The 26,408-nt window shown below is 64.1% G+C and carries 27 protein-coding genes and 1 pseudogene; 11 read left to right on the top strand and 17 right to left on the bottom strand.

The features are described 5' to 3' along the window. Positions 1–3: 3 nt before the first annotated feature. Complete coding sequence (locus MO486_RS01160) at positions 4–1,623, bottom strand: oligopeptide:H+ symporter (RefSeq protein WP_242903901.1); 1,620 nt, start codon at positions 1,621–1,623, stop codon at positions 4–6. A gap of 57 nt (positions 1,624–1,680) precedes the next feature. Further along, entirely contained in the window at positions 1,681–2,313 is a 633-nt protein-coding gene (locus MO486_RS01165) for a glutathione S-transferase family protein (RefSeq protein WP_242903903.1), read from the bottom strand. A 143-nt stretch (positions 2,314–2,456) separates the two neighbouring features. Here MO486_RS01165 and MO486_RS01170 point away from each other — a divergent pair, with 143 nt between their 5' ends. After that, positions 2,457–4,226 (top strand): M14 family metallopeptidase, encoded by a 1,770-nt coding sequence (locus MO486_RS01170; RefSeq protein ID WP_242903905.1) that lies wholly within the window; start codon positions 2,457–2,459, stop codon positions 4,224–4,226. Between the two features lie 3 nt (positions 4,227–4,229). Here MO486_RS01170 and MO486_RS01175 read toward each other — a convergent pair whose 3' ends face one another. From MO486_RS01175 to MO486_RS01185, 3 genes are read right to left on the bottom strand one after another with little or no spacing between them, the layout of a single operon-like run. After that, positions 4,230–5,552, bottom strand: a complete 1,323-nt coding sequence (locus MO486_RS01175) for an erythromycin esterase family protein (RefSeq protein WP_242903908.1) — start codon at positions 5,550–5,552, stop codon at positions 4,230–4,232. Then, positions 5,537–6,217, bottom strand: a complete 681-nt coding sequence (locus tag MO486_RS01180) for a phosphoribosyltransferase (protein WP_242903910.1) — start codon at positions 6,215–6,217, stop codon at positions 5,537–5,539. The genes MO486_RS01175 and MO486_RS01180 overlap by 16 nt, the downstream gene beginning before the upstream one ends. Further along, positions 6,214–6,912 carry an alpha/beta family hydrolase gene (locus MO486_RS01185; RefSeq protein ID WP_242903912.1) on the bottom strand — a complete coding sequence of 233 codons (699 nt, stop codon included), beginning with the start codon at positions 6,910–6,912 and terminating at the stop codon, positions 6,214–6,216. Before MO486_RS01185 ends, MO486_RS01180 begins: the two co-directional genes overlap by 4 nt. Positions 6,913–6,976: 64 nt before the next feature. On the opposite strand from MO486_RS01185, the gene MO486_RS01190 reads away from it, so the two are divergent. Continuing rightward, positions 6,977–7,723 (top strand): gamma-glutamyl-gamma-aminobutyrate hydrolase family protein, encoded by a 747-nt coding sequence (locus MO486_RS01190; RefSeq protein WP_242903914.1) that lies wholly within the window; start codon positions 6,977–6,979, stop codon positions 7,721–7,723. 11 nt (positions 7,724–7,734) lie between these two features. On the opposite strand, the gene MO486_RS01195 is transcribed toward MO486_RS01190, so the two are convergent. Next, the gene (locus MO486_RS01195; RefSeq protein ID WP_242903916.1) at positions 7,735–7,887 is read right to left on the bottom strand and encodes a hypothetical protein; all 153 of its coding nucleotides are present in this window, start codon (positions 7,885–7,887) and stop codon (positions 7,735–7,737) included. Between the two features lie 75 nt (positions 7,888–7,962). Between MO486_RS01195 and MO486_RS01200 the strand changes: the two genes are divergently transcribed. Continuing rightward, entirely contained in the window at positions 7,963–8,763 is an 801-nt protein-coding gene (locus tag MO486_RS01200; RefSeq protein ID WP_242903918.1) for a YbaY family lipoprotein, read from the top strand. A 20-nt stretch (positions 8,764–8,783) separates the two neighbouring features. On the opposite strand, the gene MO486_RS01205 is transcribed toward MO486_RS01200, so the two are convergent. From MO486_RS01205 to MO486_RS01225, 5 genes are all read right to left on the bottom strand, one after another. Next, entirely contained in the window at positions 8,784–9,362 is a 579-nt protein-coding gene (locus MO486_RS01205) for an HD domain-containing protein (RefSeq protein WP_242903920.1), read from the bottom strand. A 12-nt stretch (positions 9,363–9,374) separates the two neighbouring features. After that, positions 9,375–10,649: an RNA polymerase sigma factor gene (locus tag MO486_RS01210; RefSeq protein WP_242903922.1), complete on the bottom strand. Its 1,275-nt coding sequence runs from the start codon at positions 10,647–10,649 to the stop codon at positions 9,375–9,377. A 62-nt stretch (positions 10,650–10,711) separates the two neighbouring features. After that, entirely contained in the window at positions 10,712–11,119 is a 408-nt protein-coding gene (locus MO486_RS01215) for a VOC family protein (protein WP_242903924.1), read from the bottom strand. Beyond that, entirely contained in the window at positions 11,116–11,550 is a 435-nt protein-coding gene (locus MO486_RS01220; RefSeq protein WP_242903927.1) for a VOC family protein, read from the bottom strand. The genes MO486_RS01215 and MO486_RS01220 overlap by 4 nt, the downstream gene beginning before the upstream one ends. 140 nt (positions 11,551–11,690) lie before the next feature. Then, entirely contained in the window at positions 11,691–12,113 is a 423-nt protein-coding gene (locus tag MO486_RS01225; protein WP_242903930.1) for a YciI family protein, read from the bottom strand. A 236-nt stretch (positions 12,114–12,349) separates the two neighbouring features. Here MO486_RS01225 and MO486_RS01230 point away from each other — a divergent pair, with 236 nt between their 5' ends. Next, positions 12,350–13,717 (top strand): esterase-like activity of phytase family protein, encoded by a 1,368-nt coding sequence (locus tag MO486_RS01230; protein ID WP_242903933.1) that lies wholly within the window; start codon positions 12,350–12,352, stop codon positions 13,715–13,717. Positions 13,718–13,784: 67 nt separating this feature from the next. Here the strand turns inward: MO486_RS01230 and MO486_RS01235 are convergent, their stop codons facing one another. Next, complete coding sequence (locus MO486_RS01235; RefSeq protein WP_242903936.1) at positions 13,785–14,390, bottom strand: YdeI/OmpD-associated family protein; 606 nt, start codon at positions 14,388–14,390, stop codon at positions 13,785–13,787. 139 nt (positions 14,391–14,529) lie between these two features. Here MO486_RS01235 and MO486_RS01240 point away from each other — a divergent pair, with 139 nt between their 5' ends. Next, on the top strand, positions 14,530–14,766 hold the full coding sequence (locus MO486_RS01240) for a hypothetical protein (protein WP_242903939.1): 237 nt from the start codon (positions 14,530–14,532) through the stop codon (positions 14,764–14,766). Between the two features lie 167 nt (positions 14,767–14,933). Here MO486_RS01240 and thpR read toward each other — a convergent pair whose 3' ends face one another. Beyond that, on the bottom strand, positions 14,934–15,509 hold the full coding sequence (thpR, locus tag MO486_RS01245; RefSeq protein ID WP_242903941.1) for an RNA 2',3'-cyclic phosphodiesterase: 576 nt from the start codon (positions 15,507–15,509) through the stop codon (positions 14,934–14,936). A gap of 231 nt (positions 15,510–15,740) precedes the next feature. On the opposite strand from thpR, the pseudogene MO486_RS01250 reads away from it, so the two are divergent. After that, positions 15,741–16,064 (top strand): annotated as a pseudogene (locus MO486_RS01250) (ribonuclease domain-containing protein); the annotation flags it as partial. Next, positions 16,061–16,516 (top strand): barstar family protein, encoded by a 456-nt coding sequence (locus tag MO486_RS01255; protein ID WP_242903943.1) that lies wholly within the window; start codon positions 16,061–16,063, stop codon positions 16,514–16,516. The pseudogene MO486_RS01250 and the gene MO486_RS01255, both read left to right, overlap by 4 nt. 190 nt (positions 16,517–16,706) lie before the next feature. Here MO486_RS01255 and MO486_RS01260 read toward each other — a convergent pair whose 3' ends face one another. Continuing rightward, a complete protein-coding gene (locus MO486_RS01260) occupies positions 16,707–18,593 on the bottom strand; it encodes an ATP-binding cassette domain-containing protein (protein ID WP_242903946.1) in 1,887 nt (628 codons plus the stop codon). 150 nt (positions 18,594–18,743) lie between these two features. Here MO486_RS01260 and MO486_RS01265 point away from each other — a divergent pair, with 150 nt between their 5' ends. Further along, positions 18,744–20,846, top strand: coding sequence for a S8 family serine peptidase (locus MO486_RS01265; protein ID WP_242903948.1), 2,103 nt, complete (start codon positions 18,744–18,746; stop codon positions 20,844–20,846). A 251-nt stretch (positions 20,847–21,097) separates the two neighbouring features. Here the strand turns inward: MO486_RS01265 and MO486_RS01270 are convergent, their stop codons facing one another. After that, positions 21,098–22,651 carry a protein adenylyltransferase SelO gene (locus MO486_RS01270; RefSeq protein WP_242904590.1) on the bottom strand — a complete coding sequence of 518 codons (1,554 nt, stop codon included), beginning with the start codon at positions 22,649–22,651 and terminating at the stop codon, positions 21,098–21,100. A gap of 57 nt (positions 22,652–22,708) precedes the next feature. Here MO486_RS01270 and dbpA point away from each other — a divergent pair, with 57 nt between their 5' ends. The 3 genes from dbpA (at position 22,709) to MO486_RS01285 (ending at position 24,779) form a co-directional block, all read left to right on the top strand. Next, positions 22,709–24,082: an ATP-dependent RNA helicase DbpA gene (dbpA, locus tag MO486_RS01275; protein ID WP_242903950.1), complete on the top strand. Its 1,374-nt coding sequence runs from the start codon at positions 22,709–22,711 to the stop codon at positions 24,080–24,082. Positions 24,083–24,156: 74 nt separating this feature from the next. Then, positions 24,157–24,306 carry a hypothetical protein gene (locus MO486_RS01280; protein WP_242903952.1) on the top strand — a complete coding sequence of 50 codons (150 nt, stop codon included), beginning with the start codon at positions 24,157–24,159 and terminating at the stop codon, positions 24,304–24,306. Beyond that, entirely contained in the window at positions 24,303–24,779 is a 477-nt protein-coding gene (locus tag MO486_RS01285) for a YaiI/YqxD family protein (RefSeq protein WP_242903954.1), read from the top strand. The genes MO486_RS01280 and MO486_RS01285 overlap by 4 nt, the downstream gene beginning before the upstream one ends. 6 nt (positions 24,780–24,785) lie before the next feature. Here MO486_RS01285 and MO486_RS01290 read toward each other — a convergent pair whose 3' ends face one another. Together MO486_RS01290 and MO486_RS01295 are read right to left on the bottom strand one after the other, a co-directional pair. Next, complete coding sequence (locus tag MO486_RS01290) at positions 24,786–25,433, bottom strand: DUF480 domain-containing protein (RefSeq protein ID WP_242903956.1); 648 nt, start codon at positions 25,431–25,433, stop codon at positions 24,786–24,788. Positions 25,434–25,493: 60 nt separating this feature from the next. After that, positions 25,494–26,378 carry a pseudouridine synthase gene (locus MO486_RS01295; RefSeq protein ID WP_242903958.1) on the bottom strand — a complete coding sequence of 295 codons (885 nt, stop codon included), beginning with the start codon at positions 26,376–26,378 and terminating at the stop codon, positions 25,494–25,496. Between the last annotated feature and the right edge of the window lie 30 nt (positions 26,379–26,408).

The following is a 26,408-nucleotide window of genomic DNA, read 5'->3' on the forward strand; positions in this document are numbered from 1 at the left end:
TTGTCAGGCGCCTACGGTGCGGTAATTGTCTTGCATCGGATAGCGTTTTGCGTACCACGCGAACACCAGCGCCGCCAGGAACGCGAAACCGGCGAAGAAGAACATCAGGAAGGCGTTCTCGCTGAGCCCCGTGTTCGCGATCCGACCGATCACTGCTTCGTTGCGCACCGCGGCATTGGTGAGCAGGACCCACAGGTTGCCAAACGTGACCGACAGGTACCAGAACGCCATGATCACGCCTTTCATCGCGAACGACGCCTGGCTATATGCAAATTCCAGCGCGGTGGCCGAGACCAGGACTTCGCCGAAGGTCAGCAGGATGTAGGGCAACGTCTGCCATGCCAGCGAAGTCGACGCGCCGCTATCGAGGTGCAACTGAATCGCACCGGCGGCGATCCATGCGATGCCGGAGAACGCGATCCCCCAGCCCATGCGCTTCAAGGCAGTCGGTTCGAAGCCGAGGCGCCGCAACACCGGGTACAGCACGATGTTGTTGAACGGGATGATCAGCATCACAAACAGCGGGTTCAGCGCCTGCATCTGCGCGGGTTCCTTGACCAGCCAGCTCGGCCACCACCAGGCCTCATGCGGGACGCGCATCTCGTTGCCCTGCAGGATCCAGGTCGAAGCTTTCTGGTCGAAGAGCGACCAGAACGGCGTCACGATCGCGAACACGATCAGGATGCGCAACACCGAACGCACGCTGTCGACGGCCTCGTCCGGATGCCTGCCACGCGCACGCTCCAACTGCATCGCGGTACCGATGCCACCGAAGGCGATCAGCGCGCCCAGCGCCAGGCAGGCGGAGATGACGAACTCGAAGCCTCCCGGCCACCACGCCGGCGCGGTCGCCCAGCACAGCATGATGCCGATCGCCAGCGCCGCGCCCGTGGCCGCCACCACGAAGCCAGGCCTTGCCTGTCCGGAAACCCTGGCGGTGAGTGCAGTCCTGGCCACATTGAAAAACGAGTCGGCATCCTGGCCCCTTGTCGGCGGCACGCGCACGTATTGCCTGCGCCCCATCCAGAAGATCACCGTCGCGATGAACATCAGGATGCCGGGAATCCCAAACGCCACGGCCGGGCCATAGTTGCGCAGGAAAATCGGCATCAGCAGAGAGGCGAAGAACGAGCCGAAGTTGATCGTCCAATAGAACGCGTCGAACACGATCTTGGCGAGATGCTTGTTCGCCTGCGTGAACTGGTCGCCGACGAATGAGACGACCAACGGTTTGATGCCTCCTGACCCGAACGCAATCAGGAACAGGCCGGTATAGAAGCCGGTGCGGTTGTCGTCGAATGCCGCCAGGCAGGCGTGGCCCGCACAGTAGATCAGCGAGAACCACATCACCGTGTTGTATTTGCCGAAGAACCGATCCGACAGCCAGCCGCCGAGCAGCGGGAAGAAATACACGCCGATGACGAAGCTGTGGAACACGTCCTTGGCGATGCCGGCGCGTTCCGCTTCAGGCGCATACAGCAGCATCGTCGACACCAGGAACGGCGTCAGGATGTTGCGCATCCCGTAGAAGCTGAAGCGTTCGCACGCCTCGTTGCCGATGATGTAGGGAATCTGCCGCGGCAGCTTCGCAGCCTGCGGCATGGCTTCGGCGGTAGTCGTCATCTACGGCACTCTTCGTTCAGCAAGGGCGGAAGCCTAACCCAAGGGTTGGCGCGGCGTTCATGCCCACTCGGCGAGACCCTCGCGCTCGTACAGCCTTTTGAACGACGGCCGTGATTTCATCCGTTCAGCTAGCGCCCCTAGGTGTGGCCAGCTGTGCCCGGGTTTCGGCATGTTGCGCGACCAGCGCATCAGCATCGTCAGGTAGAAGTCGGCGGCGGACAGCGTATCGCCGAGCAGGTACGGGCCATGCGCAGCGAGTTGCGCATCGAGCCGGCTCCACGCAGCCTCGATGCGTGGTTGCACGTGCGCACGGGCGGCGTCGGATTGCGCCTCACCCGCGGCTTCGTGCGGATACCACCACAAGCGGAACAATGGCTGCACCGCATTGGCCAGATGGAACATCCACTGGTTGTAGTGCGGCCGCAATGGATCATCAGGCGTGGGTGCGAATCGCGTTTGCGGATCGCGATCGGCCAGCGTCATGACCAACGCCGCGGCCTCGAACATCGGCTTGCCGTCGACAACCAGCGTCGGCACCACGCCATTCGGATTCAGCGCCAGGTATTCCGGGCGCTTCTGCGCGCCAGTCGCGGTGTCGACCAGGTGCAATTCATGCGGCACATCGAGCTCAAGCAGCAGCCAATGCACGACCATGCTTGCGGCACCGGGGGCGTAGTAGAGCGAATACATCGGGCACGTCTCCTGGCACGGAGCCGCCATGATCGCACGCAGGTCACCGGCTGCCGAAGTCGTGCCATTCCCGTGACGATAGTCATGGCGGTCCGCGTACGGGGCTCGGCTACCATTCCGTCTCCTTTCGAGAGACGCGCCCGATGCCCCGTCCCCTGCTCCTCGCCGCCCTGCTCGCCTGCACTGTCCTGGACGCGGCCGCGGCCGATCCCGCGCTGACCACCGTGGCCGAACGCTCCGGCTTCATCCGCACCGGCCATTACGACGAAGTCATCGCGCTTTGCGACGCCTTCGCCAAGGCGTATCCGGACGCAGTGCGCTGCTTCGATTTCGGAACCACGCCGGAAGGCCGGCCAATGAAGGTTCTGGCCGTATCGAAGTCGGGTGCGTTGACCGCCGAAGCCGCACGCGGGCGCGGCCTGCCGGTGTTGCTGGTGCAAGGCGGCATCCATGCGGGTGAAATCGACGGCAAGGATGCGGGCTTCCTCGCACTGCGGCAGATGCTCGATGGAGACGCCGCGAAGGGCGCGCTCGAACAGCAGGTCATCGTGTTCGTGCCGGTGTTCAACATCGACGGCCACGAACGCTTCGGTGCCTGGAACCGTCCCAACCAGCGTGGTCCCGAACAGATGGGCTGGCGTACCACCGGGCAGAACTACAACCTCAACCGCGATTACCTGAAGGCCGACACGCCTGAAATGCAGGCGATGCTGCAACTGGTCGAAACCTGGGATCCCATCGCCTACGTCGACCTGCACGTCACCGATGGCGCCAAGTTCGAGCACGACGTCGCGATCCAGGTCGAACCGGTCCATGCCGGCGACGCCGAGCTGCGCAAAGCCGGGCGTGCGTTCCGCGACGATGTGATCGCCGACATCGCAAGGCAAGGTTCGCTGCCGCTGTCGTTCTATCCCTCGTTCGTCGAGTTCGACAACCCGCTTTCGGGTTTCGTCGATGGCGTCCCGCCGCCGCGCTTTTCCACCGGCTATTTCCAGTTGCGCAACCGCTTCGCCATGCTGGTCGAAACCCATTCGTGGCGCGACTACCCACACCGCGTCAAAGTCACCCGCAACATCGTTGTCTCAGTGGCGGAGCAGACCGCGCAGCACGGCCGCGACTGGCTGCGCATCGCGCGTGAGGCGGATGCGCGTGCAACGAAATCGGGCGGCCAGCCGGTTGCGCTCACCTACGCCGCCAGCGACAAGGTGCGGACGGTGGATTTCCGCGGCTACGAATACACCCGAACGCCGTCCGAAATCTCCGGCGCGCTGATGACCCGCTACGACGAAAGCAAACCTGCCATCTGGAAGACACCGTTGCGCGACGACATCCGGCCGGCGCTCACCATCACTGCCCCGAAGGCCGGCTATCTGGTGCCGGTGGAACACGCAGCGTGGGTCGGCGCGAAGCTCAAGCAGCACGGCATCGCTTATCGTGTCCTCGACCGCGCGCTTGGCAAAACGGCAGTCGAGGCGTTCCGCGCAACCAGGACCAAGTTCGGCACGGGCTCGGTCGAAGGCCACCAGCGCCTGGATGTGGAAGGCACGTGGAAGCCGGAATCTCGCGATGTCGGCGCCGGCGCGTTGTTCGTGCCGATTGCGCAACCGAAGGCGCAACTGGTGATCGCACTACTGGAGCCGCAAGCACCGGATGCGCTCGCTGCGTGGGGCGAATTCAACAACGCCTTCGAGCAGAAGGAATACATGGAAGCCTACGTCGCCGAGGACGTCGCGCGCGAACAACTGACGAAAGACCCGGCGCTGAAGGCCGAGTTCGAGCAGCGGCTGAAGAGCGACGCCGAGTTCGCCAAGAATCCAGCTGCGCGACTGGAGTTCTTCGCTCGCCGGCATTCGTCGTGGGACGAGCGCTACAACCTGTATCCGGTGCTGCGCACGGCGGCGGCGCCGAAGTAGCCCCTAGAAACCGCTGGGATAGGTTTCCGGCGGTTCGCCATGATCCCAATGCTCGCCGCGCTCCAGCGGTGCCAGGGCACGGGTGCGGTCCAGGTGCAGCAGCCAGTCGAACTGGCGGCTGAGTTCGGCGTGGAAGTAATGGCTCACGCGTTCGGTTTGCGGCCGGTAGATCACGCCGATCGCGCGCTGCAGCAGCGGTCCGCGTAATGCCGCGGCGAGTGTCGGATCGCCGAGGTCGAGCTGGAAGCTATTGAGGCCGGCCTGTTTGATCCCGATCTCATGGAACAGCGCCTCGTAACTGCCCGGCAGTCCCGGTCGCATGCGTTTGCACTCGGCCGGCTCGTCCCAATCCGAAGCTGCCGTGACCGTACCTTCATACGTGCTGAAGCCCACCAGCACCGCAGCATCGTGATGCCGCTCGCGGACCAGTTGGCCGAGGTTGAGTTCCCCGCCCTGCCCCATCGCGGTCGCGCGCGCATCGCCCAAGTGCGAGTTGTGCGCCCACACCACGATCTTGACCGGATGCGCGCGACTGGTGCCGCGATCGAGCAAGGCTTGAAGCGTCTCCATCATGTGGCCGTCGCGCAGGTTCCAGGATTCGGCGCGGCCGCGGAACATGCTGCGGTAATACGCCTCGGCGTTGCGGACCAGCCGGGCGTTCTGCTCTGCGAAGAACAACGCATCGTCGCTGTGATCGTCGGCACGTGCGGCGGCGCGGCGGAATTCCAGCAGTTGCGCGATCACTTCATCCTCGCAGGATTCGGTCAGGCCGAAACTCGCAGCGTAGCCGTAGGCCTGGACGTCCTCGCCGAAATGATCGAAGCAGGCATAGCGATAGCGCGCGCGCCGTGCCGCTGCCGGGTCGGTCTGTTGCAGGTAATCGAGCACCGCCGCGATCGAGGTGTGCAGGCTGTACAGGTCCAGGCCATAGAAGCCGACCCTCGTTTCCTCGACGAGACGATTGTTGAGCGCGCGGAGCCAGTCCACGAACTCTCGCACTTCGGCATTGCGCCACATCCACGTCGGAAAGCGTCGAAAGCCGGACAAAGCGCCATTGGCATCGCGATCATCGCCTTCGCCGCGCACATGACGATTGACGCGATACGCATCCGGCCAATCAGCTTCGACTGCGACGGCGGTGAAGCCCTTTTCGACGATCAGTCGCTGCGTGATCTCGGCGCGAATGCGATAGAACTCGTGGGTGCCGTGCGAGGCTTCTCCGATCAGGACCAGGGTCGCGTCACCGATGCGCGCCAACAAGGGGTCATAGTCAGCGGACGTACCGTTCAGCGCCAGGGCATGGCGTGCAATCAGCGCGACGTCCACGTCGGCGTGGTCCCGCCTGGCCTGGCATTGCGTCCAGCCTGTGCCAGCAGCAGGCGGACTTCGTCGTCTTCCGTCTGGCTGAAATCCTCGTACCAGGCGCCAACGCCGCCGAATGGATACGGCGTCACCGTGCACACGACAGCATCGGCAATGGCGCGCAATTCGCGACAGGTCTCGGCCGCCGCGACCGGCACCGCAACGATCACCCGCGCCGGCCTGAGCTTGCGCAACGCGACGATCGCCGCACGCATGGTGGATCCCGTTGCGAGGCCATCGTCGACCACGATCGCCGTCTTGCCATCGAGGTCGAGGTCGGGACGCCCTTGTCGATAGGCCTGTTCGCGCCGACGCAGCTCTGCCTGCTCGCGCGCCGCAACCTTATCGATGGTGCCTGCGTCGATACCGAGCTGGCTGACGACCTCGTCGTTCAGTACGCGCACGCCACCGCTGGCGATTGCACCCATCGCCAGTTCCTCGTGCCAGGGCACGCCCAGTTTCCGCACCAGGAACACGTCCAACGGTGCGTGCAGCGCCTGTGCGACCTCGAAGGCCACCGGGACGCCGCCACGCGGCAGCGCCAGCACCACGACGTCGTCGCGTCCCACGTACTCGGCTAGTTGCAGGGCCAGCGCTCGTCCGGCCTGCCGGCGGTCGCGATATCTCATGCTGCCGTCCTCGTTGCGTGCAGGTGGCGTTGGAACCAGTCAGCAGCGAGCCGCGCTGCGGTCTCCAGCGTGCCGGGCTCCTCGAACAAGTGGCCGGCCCCGGGCACGATCCGCAGTTCCTTTTCGCTGCGCAGTTGTGCCAGCGCCCGCCGGTTCAAGGCGATGACTTCCGTATCGTCGCCGCCGACGATGAGCAAAGTCGGTGCGTGGACCCGCGGCAGCGCCGCGCCTGCAAGGTCGGGACGCCCACCACGCGAGACGACTGCGCCCACTTCATACACATTCGACCAAGCAGCAACCGCGGCAGCGACCAGCGCGGCGCCGGCACCGGTACTCGCGCCCAGATAGCCGATCGGCAATGGTGCCAATACCGGCTGCTCGATTGCCCAGCGCGTCGCCCCTGACAGCCGATCGGCAAGCAACGCAATATCGAAGCGCAGGTGCCGCGTAAAGCGCTCGGCGTGCTCCTCATCGACCGTCAGCAGGTCGAACAGCAGTGTCGCGAAACCATCCTGCTGCAGGACCGAAGCCACGAACTGGTTGCGCGGGCTCAAGCGACCGCTGCCGGACCCGTGTGCGAACAGGACGATGCCATGCGGTGCGTGGGGCTGGTCGAGGATGCCTTGCAGCCGCAATGGGCCCAGCGCGATGACCACGTTGGTACGGACGACGGCGGATGGCGCGGCCCTGTCCATGTCCCGACTGTAGTCGCCACGAAGTGAGCGGGCCGCGAAATGCGACATCCAATAGAATCCGCGCATGCCCCGCATCCTCGTCTTCCAGCACGTCGCCGCCGAACCGCTGGGAACCCTCGATCCGCTGATCCGCCGTCGCGGCCATCGCGTCCGCTTCGTCAATTTCCATCGCCATCCCGACGCGGTGCCGAGCATCGACCGCTATCGCGGGTTGATCGTGCTCGGTGGGCCGATGAACGTGGACGAGCAGCACCTGCACCCGCATTTGAAAACCGAATTGGCGGTGATCGAACAGGCCCTGGCACAAGGCAAGCCGGTCCTGGGCATCTGCCTCGGTGCGCAGCTCCTGGCGCATGCGCTCGGTGCACCGGTACGCCGGCATCGGCAACCCGAGATCGGCTGGTACGACCTGCACACCACCGAGCACGGTCGCGGCGATCCGGTGTTGTCGCCTTTGGGCGCGCGCATGCCGGTGTTCCAGTGGCATGGCCGCACCTTCGAATTGCCGCACGGCGCGCACCATCTCGCACGTACCGAGATCTGCGAGAACCAGGCCTTCCGCTGGGGCGAGTCCGCCTACGGTTTCCAGTTCCATCTCGAAATGGACCAGCCGCTCATCGAGCGGTGGCTGTCTACCCCCGTTTATCGCGACGAACTCGCCAACGCCGGACTCGGCCACGACGAGAACGCCATCCGCGAGCACACGCTCACGCATATCGGCGCGATGCAACGCAGCGCCGACGAGGTGTTCAACAATTTCCTCGATCTGATCGGCCGTCCGGCCCGGCGGGTGATGTTGGGCTCGCGCTAGCTGGTCAAGGCCTAAGCGCGGCGCTTGAAGAACTGCACCTCGCGTTCATGTTTCTCGGCCGCGGCACGGGTACCGAACGTGCCGAGATTGCGACGTTTACCGGTGCGGGGATCGGCTTTGCGCGAATAGAGGCGATATTCGCCCGATGGCAGTTTGCGGATCATGTCGACGACCCTCGATTGGTGGCATCGATTGACGCACAATCGTCGTTAACGCGAGATCGTCGCGAGGAGAAGCCCATGTCGACCGTTGCCCGCATACTTTTTCTGCTCGCCCTCGGCATGTCGCTGGCGGCCTGCCCGAAAGCCGACAACGCGCCAAAATCCGACAGCACGCCAGCAGGCGGGCAAGCCATGCCAACCCAGAATGTCATTACCGGCAACGCGACCTATCGCGAAAAAATCAAGATGGCACCCGGCGCTAGCCTGCGCGTGCAATTGATCGACAACCTGCTGGCCGACTCGCCACAGGCCGTGATTGCCGAAGCAACCGTCACCGGCATCGATCATGGCTCTCCGATCCCATTCACCCTGCCCTTCGAATCCGCCAAGCTGCGCGCGAATGGGCAGTACGGCCTGCATGCGTCGATGTATGACGTCAGCGGCGAATTGATCTTCGTCACCGACACGCGCGTGCCGGTGTCACCGGGCGACGGCAAATCCGTCGAATTGCCGATGCGCATGGCCGGCGGTGGCGACGATGAAGGTAGTTCACCCTGGGACGACGCCAAGGCACGCGGCATCGGCTTCCGCGCCGTCGGCAACGAACCAGGATGGTTTGCCGAAGTTGGCATGGGCGAAGCTCCTTCGCTGCATGCTGAACTCGATTATGGCGAACGCATGGTCGATGTCGGCGCGCTGCAGTCGCTCTCCGGCCTGCTTGGTTATGCCGGCACTGCGCACGACGGCGCCAAGGTGCGCCTGGTGATCGAGCGTAAATCCTGCAGCGATGGCATGAGCGATGCGACGTACCCTGCCTCGGCCGAACTCACTGTCGGCGACCGGACCTATCGAGGTTGTGGGCGATTCCTGTCCGAGTAGGAATCCCTACTTCACGCCACTCAGGCGCCGAACCAGCCCTTTTGGCGAGCTTCTTCAAGGCGGACTTCCAGGTAGTCCCACAGGGCCGGGCAGCCCGCCTTGATCGGCGGGCCCACGCGGCCGATCACGCGCTCATGGCTGATGCCGTTTTCGCGCCAGCTTTGACCTTCATTGGCCAGGTTCAGCAGTATCGGCATCGCCCGATCCGCGGCATGGGCGAAGCGGGCTTCAGACGTGTCACCGTCCTCGAACTCCTGCCAGAGCGCCTGGAACGTGGTTCTTTGCTGTTCCGGCAGCATCCCGAAAATCCGCTTCACTGCCGCCAGTTCGGCCGCCTTGCGTTCTTCCCAGCCGTGTTCGACGAACACCATCGTATCCCCGGTATCGATCTCGCCAATGTCGTGCACCAGCAGCATGGCGGTCACACGATTGATATCGATTGCTGGCCCGGCATGGGGCGCCAGGGACGCGGCCAGCAATGCGATCTGCCAACTGTGTTCGGCGGAATTCTCATAGCGATCGAGGCCCAGCGGACGGACCTTGCGCGCCACGCCTTTCAGTTTGTCCAGTTCCAGGATGAAGTCGACGATCTGCTGCATTTGCCTGGACGATCAGGTTGAGCACGCCGCAGCCCGTGCAAGCAGCAACTCACGCTCGCGGGCATTGCGGGTGAGTGTTGCTGCACGCTCGAACTCCGCCCGCGCCTCGTCGAAGCGGCCGAGCTTGCCGAGCAGATCGCCTCTCACGCTGGGCAACAGGTGATAACGCTGCAACGTAGGCTCCGACGTCAGCGCATCGACCAGGATCAGGCCTGCGGCCGGGCCTTGTGCCATCGAGACGGCGACCGCACGGTTCAATTCCACCACTGGCGATTGCAGGAGCCTGGCCAGGTCTTCGTAAAGCGCGGCGATGCGCGGCCAATCGGTGGCTTCTGCCGTCAGCGCGCGGGCATGGCAGGCAGCGATTCCGGCCTGCAGCGCGTAAGGACCATGTGCGCCACCCAGCGCCTGGGCGCGATCGAGTGCGGCGAAACCGCGGCGAATGAGCAACTGATCCCAGCGTGCGCGGTCCTGTTCGAGCAGCAGGATGGGCTCGCCCGTAGGTCCGACGCGCGCCCGTGAGCGCGAGGCCTGGATCTCCATCAACGCGACGAGGCCATGGACTTCGGATTCCAGCGGAACGAGCTCGGCCAGGATGCGGCCGAGCCGCAGGGCGTCCTCGCACAATGCGGGTCGCATCCAGTCGTCGCCGGCGGTCGCCGAGTAACCCTCGTTGAAGACGAGGTAGATCACTTCCAGCACCGACGACAAACGCGCCGGTAGCTCTTCCTTGGTCGGTACTTCGAACGGGATGTTCTTTTCGGCGAGCGTGCGCTTGGCACGGACGATGCGTTGGGCGATGGTCGGTTCCGGCACCAGGAACGCACGCGCGATCTCGTCCGTCGTCAAACCGCCAAGCAGGCGCAACGTCAGCGCGACGCGCGCCTCGGTGGACAGCACCGGGTGGCAGGCAACGAACACCAGGCGCAGCAGGTCATCGCCGATGTGGTCGTCAAGGGCATCGACGAGCGACACGGTAGCCTCTTCCTGCTCGGCCTCGAGTTCTCGCGCGATTTCCTCGTGCTTGCGTTGTAGCAGCTTGCTCCGACGCAGCCGATCGATCGCCCGGTGCTTCGCGGTAGTCATGAGCCATGCGCCCGGATTGTCCGGAACTCCCGATTGCGGCCACTGCTCCAGTGCCACGACGAGTGCGTCCTGCGCCAGTTCTTCGGCCAGGCCAACATCGCGCAGCATGCGCGCGAGGCTGGCGATGAGCTTGGCCGATTCGATCCGCCAGACTGCATCGATGGTGCGTTGGATGTGGGTATGCGTGTCGGTCGCCGTCATGACGACCGATCACACCATCTTCGCTCCGCCGCCACAAGGGCGGAAGGTTTACCGCCTGTGAATCAACCCTGCGGTGGCCCCTTCGGGTCCATGTAGAAATATTCCCAAAGGTGTCCGTCCAGGTCCTCGAATCCGTGCTGGTACATGAATCCGAGGTCCTGCACAGGTCGCGGCGTTGCTGCACCGGCGGCTACAGCCTTGCCGACGATCTCGTCGACCTGGGCGCGGTTGTCTGCCGACAGGGCAATGATGGCTTCCGCGTTCTTCTGCGTGTCACACAACGCCTTGCCAGTGAAGGTCTTGAAGTAGCGTCCGACCAGCAGCATGGCGAAAATGTTCTCGCCGATGATCATGCACGTGGCGTTCTCATCGGTGAACTGCGGATTGAACGTGTAACCCAGCGCTGTGAAGAACTTGACCGAGCGATCCAGGTCCTTGACCGGCAGGTTGACGAAGATCTGCGTGCTCATGGCGTGCCTTCCTGCGGGACGATCACCATCCACATCACGCCGAAGCGGTCCGTGACCATGCCGAAGCTAGGCGAGAAGAACGACGGTCCCAGCGGCAGCACGGTTGTACCGCCATCGGCCAGGGCATCGAACAGGCGCTTGGCATCTGCGGGATCCCGCGCATCCAGCGACAAGGCAAAGCCGCGGAAGTCGAGCGCGCCTTCGTTGTTCCCATCGGAGAGCATGACCGTGGTCGCACCAACGCGGAGTGCGGCATGCAGGATCTTGTCGGCGTTCTCGGGCGACGGCGGTGGGCAGCCTTCGGCAGCCGGTTCCGGCGGCGCTTCCTTGAACCGCATCAGCATCAGCACCTCGGCGCCGAGCGCACGGCGGTAGAACTCGATGGCCTCCTCGCTACGGCCATTGAAGAACAGGTAAGGCTCGACTCGCATGCTTATCTCCTGAATTTCATGAGACGGCAATCCCGTCTCTACAACCATGACGAACGGTGAACGGCCGAATCGACACATCGGCCGATCTTTGCAACGCGATTGGCCGCAAGCCGCGTATCTGACAGGCGGCCAGCCAGGGATCAATGCTTGGCGACCTGTGCGCGCAGCCGTTCTTCCTGCGCCTTCAACTCTGGCGTGAGCTCGGCGCCGAAATCCTCGGCCTCGAAGACTTGGCGGATTTCTAGCTCGGACTCGCCTGGATGCGGATTCGGGCAGCGCTTGGCCCATTCGATCGCCTCTTCCATCGATCGCACCTGCCACAGCCAGAAGCCTGCGACCAGTTCATTGGTTTCACTGAAAGGCCCTTCGATCACCGTGCGCTTGGTGCCCGAAAACTGGATACGCGCACCCTTCGAACTCGGATGCAGACCCTCGCCCGCCAGCATCACGCCAGCCTTGACCAGTTCCTCGTTGAATTTGCCCATCTCGGTTAGCAGTTCCTCGCTCGGCATCACACCGGCTTCCGAGTCCTTGCTCGCTTTGACTATCACCATGACACGCATCGTAGATTCTCCTGGTTGGTTGGGAGCCGGGGTTCGGACCTGGCTGAACCTTGGCTCTTACTGGTACGACGAACTGAAAATCACGGAATCGACATCGTCGGCGATTTTTTTTGAAGACAGGACCGTTGCACAGCCGTGATTGTTTCGTGAGTGGCGACCCGGCTCCCGGCACCGGTCACATCCCTGCAACACCTCACCCCTAGCGTCGGCGGCTGGTCCGAACCGGAAAATCGCCGATGATCCGCACTGCCACCGCCACCGTGCTACTCGCCCTCGCCACGCCGGCGTTCGCCGCCGATTGGACACTGGTCAGCAAGATCGAAACGCCGGCCACGCAATCCGACGCAACGCGCCTGAAGAAAGGTACGGCTGATGCTGCCAATCTCAACCGCTTCGGCTTCTATTCCGACCTGGTGTTCGACGCGAAGACCGGCTACTGGTATGCATTGTCCGATCGCGGCCCGGGTGGCGGGCTGATTGACTACGCGACACGGGTGCAGCGATTGCGTATTCCTTACGACGCTGCGACCGGCGCGATCGGTCAGCCGGTAATCGACAAGACAATCCTGCTCAGTGGCGAAGACCAGCTGCCATTCAATGGCCTCAATCCGCTGTGGCTCAATGGCGATGTCGCGACACTTGGCGCCAGCTTCGATCCCGAAGGCCTCGCGGTCGGCAAGGGCGGGCATTTCTATGTGGCCGACGAATACGGCCCGAGCGTGTACGAGTTCACATCGAGCGGCCAGTTCATCCGCGCCTTCTCCACACCGAACAACCTGGTCGCGCGCACCGCGAACAACATGCTCGATTACGTCAACGGCCGGCCGACCATCGTCCGTGGCCGCCAGGACAATCGTGGCTTCGAGGGCATCACGCTGAATGCCAGCGGCAAAAAGTTGTACGCGGTGATGCAGGATCCGCTGGTCAACGAAGGCGGCAGCAACGATGGCCGCCGCAGCCGCAACGTGCGCGTGGTCGAGTTCGATGTTGAAAGCGGTGCGGCCACGGCGCAGTACGTGTATCGCCTGGAACCAATCAGCGCGCTCAATGCGATCGACCCAAGCACGGCCGACGATTTCTCGGCGACCAACCAGGGTCGCAGCATCGGCCTGAGCGCGATCCATGCGCTCAGCGACACCGACTTCCTGGTGCTGGAACGCGACAACCGTGGTCTCGGCGTCGAAGTCACCGCCGCGCCGCTGCACAAACGCGTGTACCGCATCTCGCTGTCGGGTGCGAGCGACGTGAGTGCAGTGTCGCTGGCCGGCAGCAATGACCTGCCTGCGGGTGTGGTGGCGGTGGGCAAGGCGCCGGAACTCGACATCCTTGCCGCGTTGCATGCGGCTGGCGCAACCGACATCCCGGAAAAGCTCGAAGGCCTGGCGATCGGTCCGCGCCTCGCCGACGGCCGTCATCTGATACTCATCGGCAGCGACAACGATTACAGCGTCACCCAGAGCGGCGCCGGCGAGCAGTTCGAGGTCTGCGTCAATCGCGGCACCGGCGAGCGCGTGTCGAATGTGCCGCTGGATGACGATTGCCCGGCAGGCCTGGAACGCATTCCAGGGACCCTGATCAGCTTCGCGGTGGATTTCAGCCACTGACCGCTGCAGCGATTGATACTCAAGCGGGGCCGCGAGGCCCCGTTTCATTGTGTGCGGCTGGATGGCGTCAACAGTTCATGTACTTCCAGTTGCGCGGCTTGCCCTCGGACAGCCATTCGATCGCCTGCGCAAGCCGCTTCTGCCGTGTCTCATCGCGCTTCGCCTCAGTGATCCATTCGACGTATTCGCGCCGATGGCTGGGCGGAAATGCGTCGAAGGTGGCCTGCGCCTGGTTGTTCTTCTTCAATGCAGCCACGAGATCGGCCGGTGGTGCTGGCGATGGCTTGGGCTTGCCGGTCTTGGTCGGCAGCGGCTTCACTCCTTCGTCGATCAGTTTCATCGCGCGTCTGGCGTAGCGCGTGAACTCGGCCTTGCCCGGCAAATCCGCGAGCTTGGTGATCCGGCCGAACTGGCCCATTGCCTCCGCCGCTCTAGGGTCGTGCTCGACCACCTGTGCGCCCTGCCAGAAGCCAAACGCGGCGTGTTGTTTGAACGCCGCCATCGAGCACAGGATCTTGCCGCCGTACATGAAAACCGGCGCGTTCCACTTCAAGGTTTCCTCCACCTGCGGGCAAGCTGCGTGCACCGCCCCACGCAGGTGCGTGAGGATCGGCCGCGCGAATTCGGCGGACTTCGCGATGTAGGCATCGATACGCGCGTCGCGGCTGGCCATCACGGGCTCCGGTGCGGGTGGACGACTTATTTTGCCCCGGCTTTCGATATTCGTTACGAGTGAACCGATGTACGGCGTCCGTCGGTCACCTGCAGCCTCGTTTTGCTTAGTAAGGGTAAGGAAGCAGGGGGACCATGCCATGCCCTACGACAGACGCACGCCTGTGCACTGGATCGCCGTTCGCCGTTGCATCAACCTGACGACGGAGCAGCAACGCATGCTGCGCATGTCGGAAAGCATGGGTTGGAAACTCGGCTTCGTGCGCCAGGCCCTGGACCATCCGATGCCGGTGTTGTTCGCCACCGATTCCGATTTCATCGTGCTGCGCGCCGACGGCAGTATCGATCGCTCGCCGGACATCGACATTCGTCACTAGGGCCTGTTAACGCTCTCCGAGCAGGTTGCGCCGGGCCTGAGGGTGCGCCTTGACATTGCAGCCGGCAAGGCACTGCGGCACGCAACACACCACCCCTGTTTTCGCAGGGACATGCTCTGGCGACCACTGGGGAGCAACGCGACCTGCTCGGAGAGCGTTAGCAGGCCTTAACCCGGCAACGGCCAACGCCCCAGCACTTGGTAAGGGTTCGGGTTGTTGCTGTGGATCAGCACGAATTCGCGCACCCGCCACGGCACGGGTGCGATCGGCGTCGGGGGCAACATCGCGGCGGCGTTGCGCAACACGGTGACGTGCGGTGTGAGCGTATGCGACCGTTGCGTACGCACGCGTGCCTTCGCGAGCGAGAGGCCCAGTTCGGTCCATAACCGCTGCAGGCCATCCGGCATCGTGGCGCACCCAAGCCACCACACATGGCTCGCAGGGAAGCCACCAATGCGATCCAGCGGCAAGTCGAAGGCAGGCGCCTGCACTTGCGATGCGGCGTGTTTCGCGGCGGCGATGTCATCCTGCGGCAAAGCGTTGAAGTCGCCGAGGAATTGCAGGGTGAGGTGATAGCGCTGGTCGTTGATCCAGCGACCACGAGGCGCATGCGCGGTCCGTAGTGCGGTCGCGACTTCGGCCATCTGCCTGCGCGCGACTTCGTCCGGCAACAGCGCGAAGAACAGGCGATGGATTTCTGCAGGCACAGGCGGGCCGAATCCGCTGAGTCCCAATTGGCGCATGGCTGCCTCCATCGATCACACGCTTCGTGGCGTCGATGGAGTATCGTGCCATCGTCGCGACTTCCGGAGATCGCCATGCGTAAACATTTACGCAACCCCTGGGTGTGGATCGCGGCGGCGTTGCTGTTCGCGCTCTGGATGTTTTGGCCCCGGCCGGTGTCGTCGCCTGGACCGACGCCCGCACCGCCACCGATCCGGACTTCGAACGAATCCGCACCGCTGGCCACGCTGCCTGTGTCAACGACGGCACCGCTGGCAAGGCCTGACATTCCCGACTTCCTGCCGCCGGAGGCACTGGCGACCATCGAATTGATCCACCGCGATGGTCCGTTTCCGCACCGTCAGGACGGCAGCACGTTCGGCAATCGCGAAGGGCGTCTGCCGCAGAAGCCGCGCGGCTATTACCGCGAATACACCGTCGATACGCCGGGTCTGGACCATCGCGGTGCGCGGCGCATCGTCACCGGCGGCCAGCCGCCGGAAGCCTGGTATTACAGCGACGACCACTACGACAGTTTCCGCGCCTTCTCCGTACCCGAGGAACAGCTTCAATGACCGAATCCGGTTTGGACCTGGGCCTGTCAGACCCCACGCGCGCCGGCGTGTACTTCGTCACCAGCGACGATCTCGACAGTCTCGGCATGGCCGCGCGCGATGCCGGCTTGCAAGTGCGGCGGATCGACCTCGCCGGCTGCGACGACAAGCCTACGCTGCTGCTGCGCATCGCCACCGCACTGGATTTTCCCGGCACATTCGGCCGCAACTGGGATGCGCTGTCGGACAACCTACGCGACCTGGAATGGATGCCGGGCGACGGTTACGCATTGCTGTTCGATCAGGCGGGCGAATTGCGTGATGCCGAGGAAGCCGACTTCGACACCTTGCTCGACATCCTCGACGAAGCCTCCATGGATTGGACGGCGCGCGCATTGCCGTTCTGGGCGTTCCTGGCGCTGCCACAATCGGCGTTCGACGAGATGGATGCCGCCGCCGAAAAGAGCAATTAGCCGCTGGCTTTAGTCTTGCCGCGCACAGCACCTTTCGGCCAGCAGATGGGGCATGGACCAGGGCCGCGATATTTGTGCCCACGGCTGCAGGTCTTCCATCCGCCGGTGTTCTTCTTCGTAGTCGCCATCGCGGCCGGCCTGGTTGTCCGGGGACACCGAGCCTAGTCGAACCAACGTATAGGACACGTGCTCAGGCGCTATCCAACTCGGCCCAGCGTGCGTACGAGGCATCGAGTTCGGATTGCGTCGCTGCGAGTTCGGCGTTGTGGGTCGTGATCGCGGCACTGTCGCCCTGGTAGAACGCCGGGTCGTTCATGCGCTCGGTCAGCGCATGCAGTTTCGTTTCCAGTGCCTCGATGCGCGACGGCAACTGTTCCAGTTCGCGCGCGTCCTTGTAGCTGAGCTTGCGCTTTGCCGGCGGAGCCACGGTGACCTCTGCTTTTGGCATCGCCTTCGATACCGGCGTCGAAGCAGGTGTGGACTGCGGTCGCTGTCGTAGCCAATCCGTGTAACCGCCTATGTATTCGCCGACCTGTCCATCGCCTGACCCGCTGTCATCCTGCATGACGATGGTCGAAGTCACGACGTTGTCTAGGAAATCGCGGTCGTGACTCACCAGCAGCAGCGTGCCGGGATAATCCGCGAGCAGGTCTTCCAGCAGCTCCAACGTCTCCACGTCGAGATCGTTGGTCGGTTCGTCCATCACCAGCAGGTTCGACGGCTGCGCGAACAATCGTGCCAGCAACAGGCGGTTGCGCTCGCCGCCGGACAGGCGCGTGATCGGAGCCCGCGCGCGCTCTGGCGTGAACAGGAAGTCCTGCAGATAGCCAAGGACGTGCTTGCGCTTGCCGCCGACCTCGACGAAATCCGAGCCTCCTGCCACGTTCTCCATCGCGTTCCAGTCCTCGCGCAACGTGGCACGGTACTGGTCGAAGTAAGCGACCTGAAGTTGGGTACCAAGGCGCACTTCACCCGAATCCGGCTGCAGTTCGCCGAGCAACAGTTTCAGCAGCGTGGTCTTGCCGCTGCCGTTGGGTCCGATCAGGCCGATGCGGTCGCCACGCAGGATGGTGGTGCTGAAATCCCCCACGATCTGTTGCGCGCCGTGCGCGAACGACACCTCGCGCGCTTCGATCACCTTCTTGCCGGATGATTCGGACTGCGCCAGGTCCATGCGGACATTGCCGCCAAGCTCACGCCGGGCGGCGCGCTCGTTGCGCATCGCCTTGAGCCGGCGCACGCGGCCTTCGTCGCGGGTCCGGCGGGCCTTGATGCCCTGCCGGATCCACGCTTCTTCCTGTGCCAGCAACTTGTCGAACCGCGCGTTTTCCTGCGCTTCGGCGTTCAGGCGTTCTTCGCGGCGACGCACGTAGTTGTTCCAGTCGCCGGGCCAACTCGTCACCTGGCCGCGGTCGATCTCGACGATCCGCGTCGCCAGCGCGCGCAGGAAACGCCGGTCATGGGTGACGAACACCAGCGCGCCATTCCAGCCCTTCAGGAAACCCTCGAGCCAGTCGATCGCAGCGATATCGAGATGGTTGGTCGGTTCATCCAGCAACAACAGGTCTGGCGCCGACACCAGGGCGCGCGCCAGCAAAACGCGGCGTTTCATGCCGCCCGACAGGCGCGCGAAGTCGGCGTCGCCGTCCAGGCCGAGGCGTTCCAGGGTCTCGTTCACGCGTTGGTCGAGCGACCAGCCGTGCGCGGCCTCGATTTTGGTCTGCACCTTCTCCATCGCCATGGTGTCGATGTGTTCGGCGTGGCTTAGATGATGGAACTGCGCCAGCAGCGCGCCGAGTTCGCCCAGGCCGGCGGCGACCACGTCGAACACGTCGCCACTGGCCTCGCGTGGCACTTCCTGTTCCAGTCGCGCGATCCGGCGGCCACCTTCGACGCGGATGTCGCCATCGTCGGGCTTGAGCTCGCCGGCCAGCAGTTTCAACAGCGTGGACTTGCCGGCGCCGTTGCGGCCGATCAGGGCGATGCGTTCGCCGGGTTCGATCGTGAGGTCGACGTGTTCCAGCAACAGGGGGCCGCCGACGCTGTAGTCGACGTTGGTCAGGGTGATCAAAGGCATCCGTACAGTGTACGCGGCGCGAAACCGTGAAGGGTTTGGCGCGAGGCGCGTAAACGGGGGTTATTACCCAATCTTTGCAGGGGATATTCCGGATAGCACGATCGCTGGCCTGTGCCGACAGTGCGAGCTTCCTTCCCGGAGGTTCCTGCAATGTCGCGTTCGCCCCGTTCTGCTACGACCCGTACCGTCCTCGGCCTGGCCATTGCCTCCGGCCTGCTTTCCTTCGGCGCCCTCTCCTTCGACGCGGAGGCTGCGGGACTGATCTCCCCCGATCTGCAGCAGCGACTGCTGACATCGCCCACCCATGAGGTCATCGTCACTTTCAACAACCGCGCCCAGATGTCGCGTCTGTCGCTACTGACGGCATCCGCCAAGCCGTTGCAACAGTTGCCGATGGCCGGCGCCATCCTGACCAGTGCGCAGATCCAGCAGGTGGCGCAGTGGGACGGCGTCGAAAGCATCTATTTCAATGCGCCGCTGCAGTACTTCAACTACGAGGCCGGCGAAATCACCGGCGGCCACACCGTCCACGACCAATTGCAACTGAAGGGCAACGGCATGACCGTCGCCATCATCGACTCCGGCGTCGACGGCACCCATGCCGATCTGCAGTACGGCAGCAAGACGATCCAGAACGTCAAGATCCTCGGTGACCTCGGCCTGCTGGGCGGCACGACCGTGCCACTCGAGAACTTGCCGACCACCGATACCAGCAGCGGTCACGGCACCCACGTCGCCGGCATCGTCGGCGGCACCGGCGCGAATTCGGCAGGCGACGAACGTCGCGCGAACTATTACGCCGGTATCGCACCTGAAGTCAGCCTGGTCGGTCTTGGTGTCGGCGAAGGCATCAATATCCTGTTCGCACTGGAAGCCTTCGACTACGCGCTCGCCAACCAGCAGCGCTATGGGATCGACGTCATCACCAATTCCTGGGGCACGGCAGCCGGCCCCTACGATCCCAACAATCCGGTCAACCAGGCCAGTTACGAGGCCTACAAGCGCGGCATCGTGGTGACCTTCGCCGCTGGCAACGACGGCCCCGGCGACAATACGCTCAACCCGTATGCCGTAGTGCCATGGGTGATCAACGTCGGTTCCGGCACCAAGTCCGGCGACTTGTCGGATTTCTCCAGCCGCGGCATCGAGGGCGATTTCTACCAGCATATCGACGTGGTGGCGCCGGGCTCGGATATCTATTCGACGCATGCGCTCAATACCGCCCTGCCCAAGTTGGGCCCGCTGGTCGATCCGGATCACCCGACCTACACCGCCTACTACGCCGGCATGAGCGGCACCAGCATGGCCACGCCGTTTGTCGCCGGCGCCACTACGCTGCTGCTGGAAGCCAATCCGGAGCTGTCACCCGACCAGATCGAACAGATCTTCATGCAGACCGCAACGCCGATGCCGAGCTACGGTTTCCACGCCGTCGGCGGCGGCTACATCAACGTGCTGGCTGCGGTCGACCTGGCTTCGCGCACCCAAGGCAATCGTCTGGCCTTCCTCGATGGCGTCACGGCGTGGTCGAGCCAGGGCCAATGGAACGGGATCGCCGACAACGCCGCCAAACTCGCCTATGGCGGCAGCTGGACGAGCACCGCGGCTGCCGGCGCATCCGACGGCAGCTACCTGAAAGCCACCGTGAGCAAGAAGTCGGTACCGCGCGTGACCTTCGCCTTCCAGGGCGATGCACTGCAGCTGGTCTATCCGCGCAACAACAAGGGCGGCTTGGCCGACGTCTATGTCGATGGCGTGTACCGTCGTCGCATCAGCTTCTACAACGCCACCAGCGATTTCGACCGCTACGCCCTCAATACGCTCGACACGGGGCTGCACAAGGTCGAGCTGCGCGGCGTGCAGGGGGCGGTGTACTTCGACGGCGCGCTGGTCGACGGCCCACTGCACAACGTGAACACCACGCTGGTCGATGAAACCCAGACTTTCACCGGTGTGATGGGGCCGTCGGCGAACAACCTCGAGATCGACGAGTACCCGTTCGAGGTCGGCAACGATGTCACCACCATCAAGGCCAAGTTGAGCTGGACCGGCGGCGTCGACATCGATTTCGCCCTGGTCGATCCGAATGGCGACGAGGTCGCCTCCGGTGCCAGCCTCGCCAATCCGGAAGTGCTGGAGTTCGCGGTTGCCGTGCCCGGCACGTACACCTACCGGGTCAAGGGCTATGCGACGCTGGTCGCCAATTACACCTTGGAAAGCACGCTCACCCGTGCGGTGGTGAGCACGCCCTGAGTTGCCATTCAGGCGTGGCACAACGGCCGGCGGGGTTCCCCGTCGGCCGTTTCGTTTGTTGCCATGCCGCCATGCCGCGAACGCTGTACCCTTGCGCCACAGCCACCAGCCAACCCGAGGAAAGCGCCATGAGCAAGGGCATGGACCAGAAGAAGCAAGAGAAGAAGAAACCGACCAAGACGCTGAAGGAAAAGCGCGCCGAAAAGAAGGACAAGAAGACCACCAAGGGCTTCGCGCCGGAGTAGGGCCCGCTACGAGCTGCAGGACAGCATCGAGCAACCGGCTTTGACGCGCGCCCAGTCCGGGCGCTTCTGGGCGAAGATCTCGCGACCCGGTTGCTCGTCGTACGGCTGGCGCATCACGTCCAGCAGCTCGTGGATGCCGGATTCATCGCCGGCCTCGGCGCGATCGATCGCCTGCTGCGCCAAGTAATTGCGCAACACGTATTTTGGATTGGCCGACAACATCCGGGCACGGCGCTCATCGGCGCTGAGTGGATCGTCCCGCACGCGCGCGGCGTATTGCGCGAACCACCCAAGGAAAGCCGGTTCTCCCGCCTGCCGCTTCGCCTCGTCGTAGAACGCCGTGGCCAGTGGCGCCAGCGCCGGTGCAGTGAGGTCCACATCCGCCAAGGCGCGGAAGAACAGCGTCATGTCGACCTCATGCGCGTGCAGCAGGCCGTGCAGCAACACGATCAGTTCGACATCCTCGTCGCGGCATTCGGCCAGGCCCAGCTTGCGTGCGGTGTTGTCGCGTTCGGCGGCGGTATAGGCGTCGGCAAAGCGCTGCAAACCCGCCTCCAGCGGTTCGACTGAGCCGAACAACGGTGTCAGCGCCTGCGCGAACCGCACCAGGTTCCAGTGCGCGATCTTCGGCTGCCAGCCGAAACGGTAGCGTCGTCCCTGGGCATCGGTGGTGTTCGGGGTCCAGTCGGGATCGTAGTTGTCGATCCAGCCGTAGGGACCGTAGTCGATGGTCAGACCGAGCACCGACATGTTGTCGGTGTTCATCACCCCATGCACGAAGCCGACGCGCATCCAATGCGCCACCATCACCGCGGTGCGTTCGCAAACCGTTGCGAACCACTCGGCGATCAGCGCTTCGCCCTCGCCTTGCAGTTCCGGGAAATCGCGGCGGATGGTGAATTCCACCAACTGCCGCAACAACTGTGCATCGTTGCGCGAATACGGCAGCTCAAAATTGCCAAACCGGATGAAGGATGGCGCCACACGACACACGATCGCGCCTGGCTCCGGTTTCGGGTGACCGTCGTAAAACATGTCCCGCACGACTTCCTCGCCAGTCGCGACCAGGCTCAATGCGCGCGTGGTCGGTACGCCCAGGTGATGCATGGCCTCGCTGCACAGGAATTCGCGGATCGAGGAACGCAACACCGCGCGACCATCTGCGCTGCGCGAGTACGGAGTCGGGCCCGCGCCCTTGAGCTGCAGTTCCCAGCGTTCGCCCGCGGCATTGACGACCTCACCCAGCGTGATCGCACGGCCATCGCCCAGCTGACCGGCCCAATGGCCGAACTGGTGGCCACCGTAGTTGGTCGCAAAAGGCTGCATCCCCGGAAGCAAGGCATTCCCGCCGAAAACCTGGGCGAACTCGGGCGCATTCAGATCGGCTTCGGTGAGCTCCAACCGCTCCGCCATTTCCCGCGAATACGCCACCAGTCGCGGTGCCGCCACTGGCGTCGGCATGACGCTGGACCACAGCGCGCTTTCGACCTGGCGCAGTCGCGATCCGACCTCCGGATCGCCCGGCAGCTCGCGTACGAAGGCGTTGTCGAAGTCGAACATGGCTGCCATTGAACCACCTCGCGGCAGCGGTGCACGCAACTAATGCGATCATGGCGTATGACTGAGTTCACCGATCTCCCGCTTAATCCCGCTCTATTCCAAGGCCTCGACGCCCTCGGCCACGTACAGATGACGCCCGTGCAGGCGCGGAGCCTGCCGGCGTTGCTCGAAGGCCGCGACCTGATCGGGCAGGCGCCGACCGGCAGCGGCAAGACCGCGGCATTCGGCCTCGGCCTGCTGCACCGGATCGATCCGATGCAGATCCGTCTGCAGGCCCTGGTGTTGTGCCCGACCCGCGAACTCGCCGACCAGGTCAGCAAGCACCTGCGCAAGCTCGCGACTGGTATTCCCAACCTGAAGCTGTTGACGCTGACCGGCGGCATGCCACTCGGTCCTCAACTGGCCTCGCTGGAGCACGAGCCGCATGTCGTCGTCGGCACGCCCGGCCGGGTACAGGAACTGCTGCGGAAACAGGCGCTGGACCTGCGTGGTGTGCGCGTCCTGGTGCTGGACGAGGCGGATCGCATGCTCGACATGGGGTTCGAGGAGCCGATCCGCGAAATCATCGGCAAGACACCGAAAGACCGGCAGACGTTGTTGTTTTCGGCGACGTATCCCGATGCCATCCGTGCCATCGCCCGCAACGCGATGCGCGATCCGCTGGAGGTGACGGTCGATGGCATCACTGAACAGGCATCGATCGACCAGCGCTTCTACGAGGTCGAACTTGCGCAGAAGCCGGCCGCGCTCGCCGGCCTGTTGCTCGAACACAACCCGGATTCGGCGGTGGTGTTCTGCAACACGCGCCGCGATGCCGACGATGTCGCCGCATCCCTAGCGCACTTAGGTTTCTCGGCCTTGGCGCTGCACGGCGACATGGAACAGCGCGACCGCGACGAGGTGCTGGTGCGCTTCGCGAACCGCAGCTGCAACGTACTGGTCGCCAGCGACGTGGCCGCGCGGGGACTCGACATCCACGACCTTGGCGCCGTGGTCAATTACGAACTGCCGACCGATCCCGACGTCTATGTGCACCGCATCGGCCGCACCGGTCGCGCCGGCCGCAGTGGCCTCGCCCTCAGTCTTTGCACGCCGCGCGAGGCGCCGCGCGCAGTCCAGTTGGAACAGCAACTGGGCACGCAATTGCGGTGGTCGCGCCCTACCCTCGCCAACCTGAAGGGCGTCAAGGCGCCCGCAGCTCCCATGGCCACCCTGCGCATCGATGCGGGTCGTGGCGACAAACTGCGCCCGGGCGACATAGTCGGCGCGATCACCGGGGATGCCGGCCTGCCGTTCGAGGCCATCGGCAAGATCGATGTGTTCGCCACCCGCAGCTACGTCGCCATCCAGCGGACCCAGGCCGACAAGGCCCTGGCGCGGCTGCAGGCCGGGAAGATCAAGGGCCGCAATCTCCGGGTACGACGGATTTGACCGCAAATGCGAACCTGAACGTCCATTCGGGCCGATTGACCTAAACTGACCGCATTCCCCACCGAGACCCGCCCATGGCGAAGCCCAATTATTCGTTCGAAAAGAAGCAGCGCGAAATCGCCAAGAAGAAGAAACAGGACGAGAAGCTGGCGAAGAAGCAGGCGGCGAAGGATGCCGCGAACCCCACGACCCCGGACACCGGCAATTCCAATCCTCGCGGTTGAGCGATACCACCACGCCTGCTGAGGTCGGCCCGCAGATCTGGGTCGATGCCGACGCCTGTCCTGGCGTGATCAAGGACATCCTGTTCCGCGCCGCCGAACGCGCCAAGGTGCCGGTGACGCTGGTCGCGAACCAGTGGCTGCGCACGCCACCTTCGCGCTTCATCCGTTCCATCCAGGTATCGGGCGGCCTCGATGTCGCCGACAGCGAGATCGTGGCACGCGTGCAACGTGGCGACCTGGTGGTGACCCAGGACATCCCGCTCGCCGCACTGGTGCTCGAAAAAGGCGGCATCGCACTGAATCCGCGCGGCGAGCTTTACACCCCCGACAACATGGCCGAGCGCCTGTCGATGCGCAATTTCATGGACGAATTGCGCGGCAGCGGCGTGCAGACCGGTGGCCCGGCGGCCTTCCATGCCCGCGACTGCCAAGCCTTCGCCAACCAGCTCGATCGCTGGCTCGCCAGACGCTGATCGACGTCAGCGGTCGCGCAGCTGCGCCACTTCGGCCTGCAAGGCAGCAACCGTGGCTTCCAATGCTTCGATGCGCGCTTCCAGGGTGCTGCGCGACGCCGCTGCCGCGGGTTTCACGGCGGCAGCGAACTGTTCCGCGGACACCGGCCCGCACAACAGGTGCATGTAACGATCCTCGCGTTGACCAGCGCCACGCCCCAGGTTGACCACCAGCGTCGGCGTGCGGGTGATCAGGCGCTCCAGCGTGTCCCGCACCTGCTCGAGGTCGCCGAACGTCGCCAGGCGTTCGCACCGCGCATGCAATTCGGCCGCGGTCTGCGGTCCGCGCAACAGCAATACCGACAACAGCGCCTGCTGCTGCTTGGTCACCGAATACGCCTGCGCGAACCGGTGCTCATAGCGCTGCGCCCGCGCCCCTTCGACCGAACGCACCAACCGCCGGTTGTCCAGTTCGCGCAGTGCATGCCCGACTTCACCCAGCGGAAGCTCCATCACCGGTTCGCGATTGTTCTTCTGGTTGCAGGCCAGCACCACCGCATTGACGGTGAGCGGATAGTTCTCGGGCGTCGTGGCTTCCTTCTCGATCAGGCTGCCGAGGATGCGTGCTTCGATCTCGCTCAGGATGGGCGTGGCAGCGGAAGATTCGGATTCCATTGCGATTTCCTCGCGTAAAACAGACGCGCATGATGCCCGATCGCGTCGCTGGCGACCGCCCTAAAGCCGGAAATGGCTCTCGAAGTAGCGTGCGGCACCGCTGAGCGGATCGACGAACGACAGCCGTTTCGCCAGCAATTGCAGTGGTTTCGAGTAGTCGTCCGCGGCGCGTTCGACCAGTTGCGGGTAGGTCGCATCGTTCATGATCGGAGTACCCAGCGCGGCCATGTGCACGCGCAACTGGTGCTTCTTGCCAGTGACCGGCGTCAGCGCATACCGCCAATGCTTGTCGCCGCGTGCGAGCACGTCGATGCGGGTTTGGCTGTTCGCCACGCCGTCGACCTCCTGCATGCGGAAGAACGGTTCCCCAGGGACGATCCGGCTGGTCCGGATGAAGGGGAACGGGGCATCCGGCAGCGCCGGCGCGATCGCTTCGTACTCTTTTTCGATCCCGCGCTCGCGAAATAGGGCCTGGTAGTGTCCGCGGCTGTCAGGATTGGCCGAGAACATCACCAGCCCGGCGGTGTCGCGATCGATCCTGTGCAGCGGCACCAGTGCATGGTTCCCGGTGCGCCGGATCAGCCTGCCGAGTAGCGTTTCATGCACGTGCCCGCCGGCGGGCGTGACGGGGAGGAAGTGCGGCTTGTCCGCCACCAGCAGGTCGGCATCGGCATGCAGCACCGCCTCCTCGAACGGGATCCACGGTTCGTCGGGGACTTCCCGGTAGTAATGAACCTCTAGACCCACCCGGTAGGGCGTTTCCGGCGTCAGCGGTAGTCCACCGGCATCCATCACCCGCATACGGACCATGCGATCGAGCCACTGTGCGCGTTCGATCGCCGGAAACCGCTCGCACAGGCAATCGAGCACCGTGGGCCACGCTCCAGGCGGTAGCTGCAGCGTGCTTGCGCTGAGTCCATCGATGTTGGCGGGGCGCTGGCGCATGCACCCAGTGTGAAGCCCATCGCTGCGATT

This window comes from Lysobacter sp. CFH 32150 (assembly GCF_022758295.1).
Classification (GTDB): domain Bacteria; phylum Pseudomonadota; class Gammaproteobacteria; order Xanthomonadales; family Xanthomonadaceae; genus CFH-32150.

Bases quoted from the DNA above. Each gene is read 5' to 3' on its own strand.
- MO486_RS01240 (WP_242903939.1), top strand. From the start codon at position 14,530: ATGCCCTACGACAGACGCACGCCTGTGCACTGGATCGCCGTTCGCCGT.
- MO486_RS01260 (WP_242903946.1), bottom strand. From the start codon at position 18,593: ATGCCTTTGATCACCCTGACCAACGTCGACTACAGCGTCGGCGGCCCC.
- MO486_RS01225 (WP_242903930.1), bottom strand. From the start codon at position 12,113: ATGCGTGTCATGGTGATAGTCAAAGCGAGCAAGGACTCGGAAGCCGGT.
- MO486_RS01165 (WP_242903903.1), bottom strand. From the start codon at position 2,313: ATGTATTCGCTCTACTACGCCCCCGGTGCCGCAAGCATGGTCGTGCAT.
- MO486_RS01190 (WP_242903914.1), top strand. From the start codon at position 6,977: ATGCCCCGCATCCTCGTCTTCCAGCACGTCGCCGCCGAACCGCTGGGA.
- thpR (WP_242903941.1), bottom strand. From the start codon at position 15,509: ATGCGCCAATTGGGACTCAGCGGATTCGGCCCGCCTGTGCCTGCAGAA.
- MO486_RS01185 (WP_242903912.1), bottom strand. From the start codon at position 6,912: ATGGACAGGGCCGCGCCATCCGCCGTCGTCCGTACCAACGTGGTCATC.
- MO486_RS01205 (WP_242903920.1), bottom strand. From the start codon at position 9,362: ATGCAGCAGATCGTCGACTTCATCCTGGAACTGGACAAACTGAAAGGC.
- MO486_RS01210 (WP_242903922.1), bottom strand. From the start codon at position 10,649: ATGACGGCGACCGACACGCATACCCACATCCAACGCACCATCGATGCA.
- MO486_RS01255 (WP_242903943.1), top strand. From the start codon at position 16,061: ATGACCGAATCCGGTTTGGACCTGGGCCTGTCAGACCCCACGCGCGCC.
- dbpA (WP_242903950.1), top strand. From the start codon at position 22,709: ATGACTGAGTTCACCGATCTCCCGCTTAATCCCGCTCTATTCCAAGGC.
- MO486_RS01230 (WP_242903933.1), top strand. From the start codon at position 12,350: ATGATCCGCACTGCCACCGCCACCGTGCTACTCGCCCTCGCCACGCCG.
- MO486_RS01295 (WP_242903958.1), bottom strand. From the start codon at position 26,378: ATGCGCCAGCGCCCCGCCAACATCGATGGACTCAGCGCAAGCACGCTG.
- MO486_RS01280 (WP_242903952.1), top strand. From the start codon at position 24,157: ATGGCGAAGCCCAATTATTCGTTCGAAAAGAAGCAGCGCGAAATCGCC.
- MO486_RS01215 (WP_242903924.1), bottom strand. From the start codon at position 11,119: ATGAGCACGCAGATCTTCGTCAACCTGCCGGTCAAGGACCTGGATCGC.
- MO486_RS01235 (WP_242903936.1), bottom strand. From the start codon at position 14,390: ATGGCCAGCCGCGACGCGCGTATCGATGCCTACATCGCGAAGTCCGCC.
- MO486_RS01290 (WP_242903956.1), bottom strand. From the start codon at position 25,433: ATGGAATCCGAATCTTCCGCTGCCACGCCCATCCTGAGCGAGATCGAA.
- MO486_RS01170 (WP_242903905.1), top strand. From the start codon at position 2,457: ATGCCCCGTCCCCTGCTCCTCGCCGCCCTGCTCGCCTGCACTGTCCTG.
- MO486_RS01270 (WP_242904590.1), bottom strand. From the start codon at position 22,651: ATGTTCGACTTCGACAACGCCTTCGTACGCGAGCTGCCGGGCGATCCG.
- MO486_RS01200 (WP_242903918.1), top strand. From the start codon at position 7,963: ATGTCGACCGTTGCCCGCATACTTTTTCTGCTCGCCCTCGGCATGTCG.
- MO486_RS01220 (WP_242903927.1), bottom strand. From the start codon at position 11,550: ATGCGAGTCGAGCCTTACCTGTTCTTCAATGGCCGTAGCGAGGAGGCC.
- MO486_RS01265 (WP_242903948.1), top strand. From the start codon at position 18,744: ATGTCGCGTTCGCCCCGTTCTGCTACGACCCGTACCGTCCTCGGCCTG.
- MO486_RS01160 (WP_242903901.1), bottom strand. From the start codon at position 1,623: ATGACGACTACCGCCGAAGCCATGCCGCAGGCTGCGAAGCTGCCGCGG.
- MO486_RS01180 (WP_242903910.1), bottom strand. From the start codon at position 6,217: ATGAGATATCGCGACCGCCGGCAGGCCGGACGAGCGCTGGCCCTGCAA.
- MO486_RS01195 (WP_242903916.1), bottom strand. From the start codon at position 7,887: ATGATCCGCAAACTGCCATCGGGCGAATATCGCCTCTATTCGCGCAAA.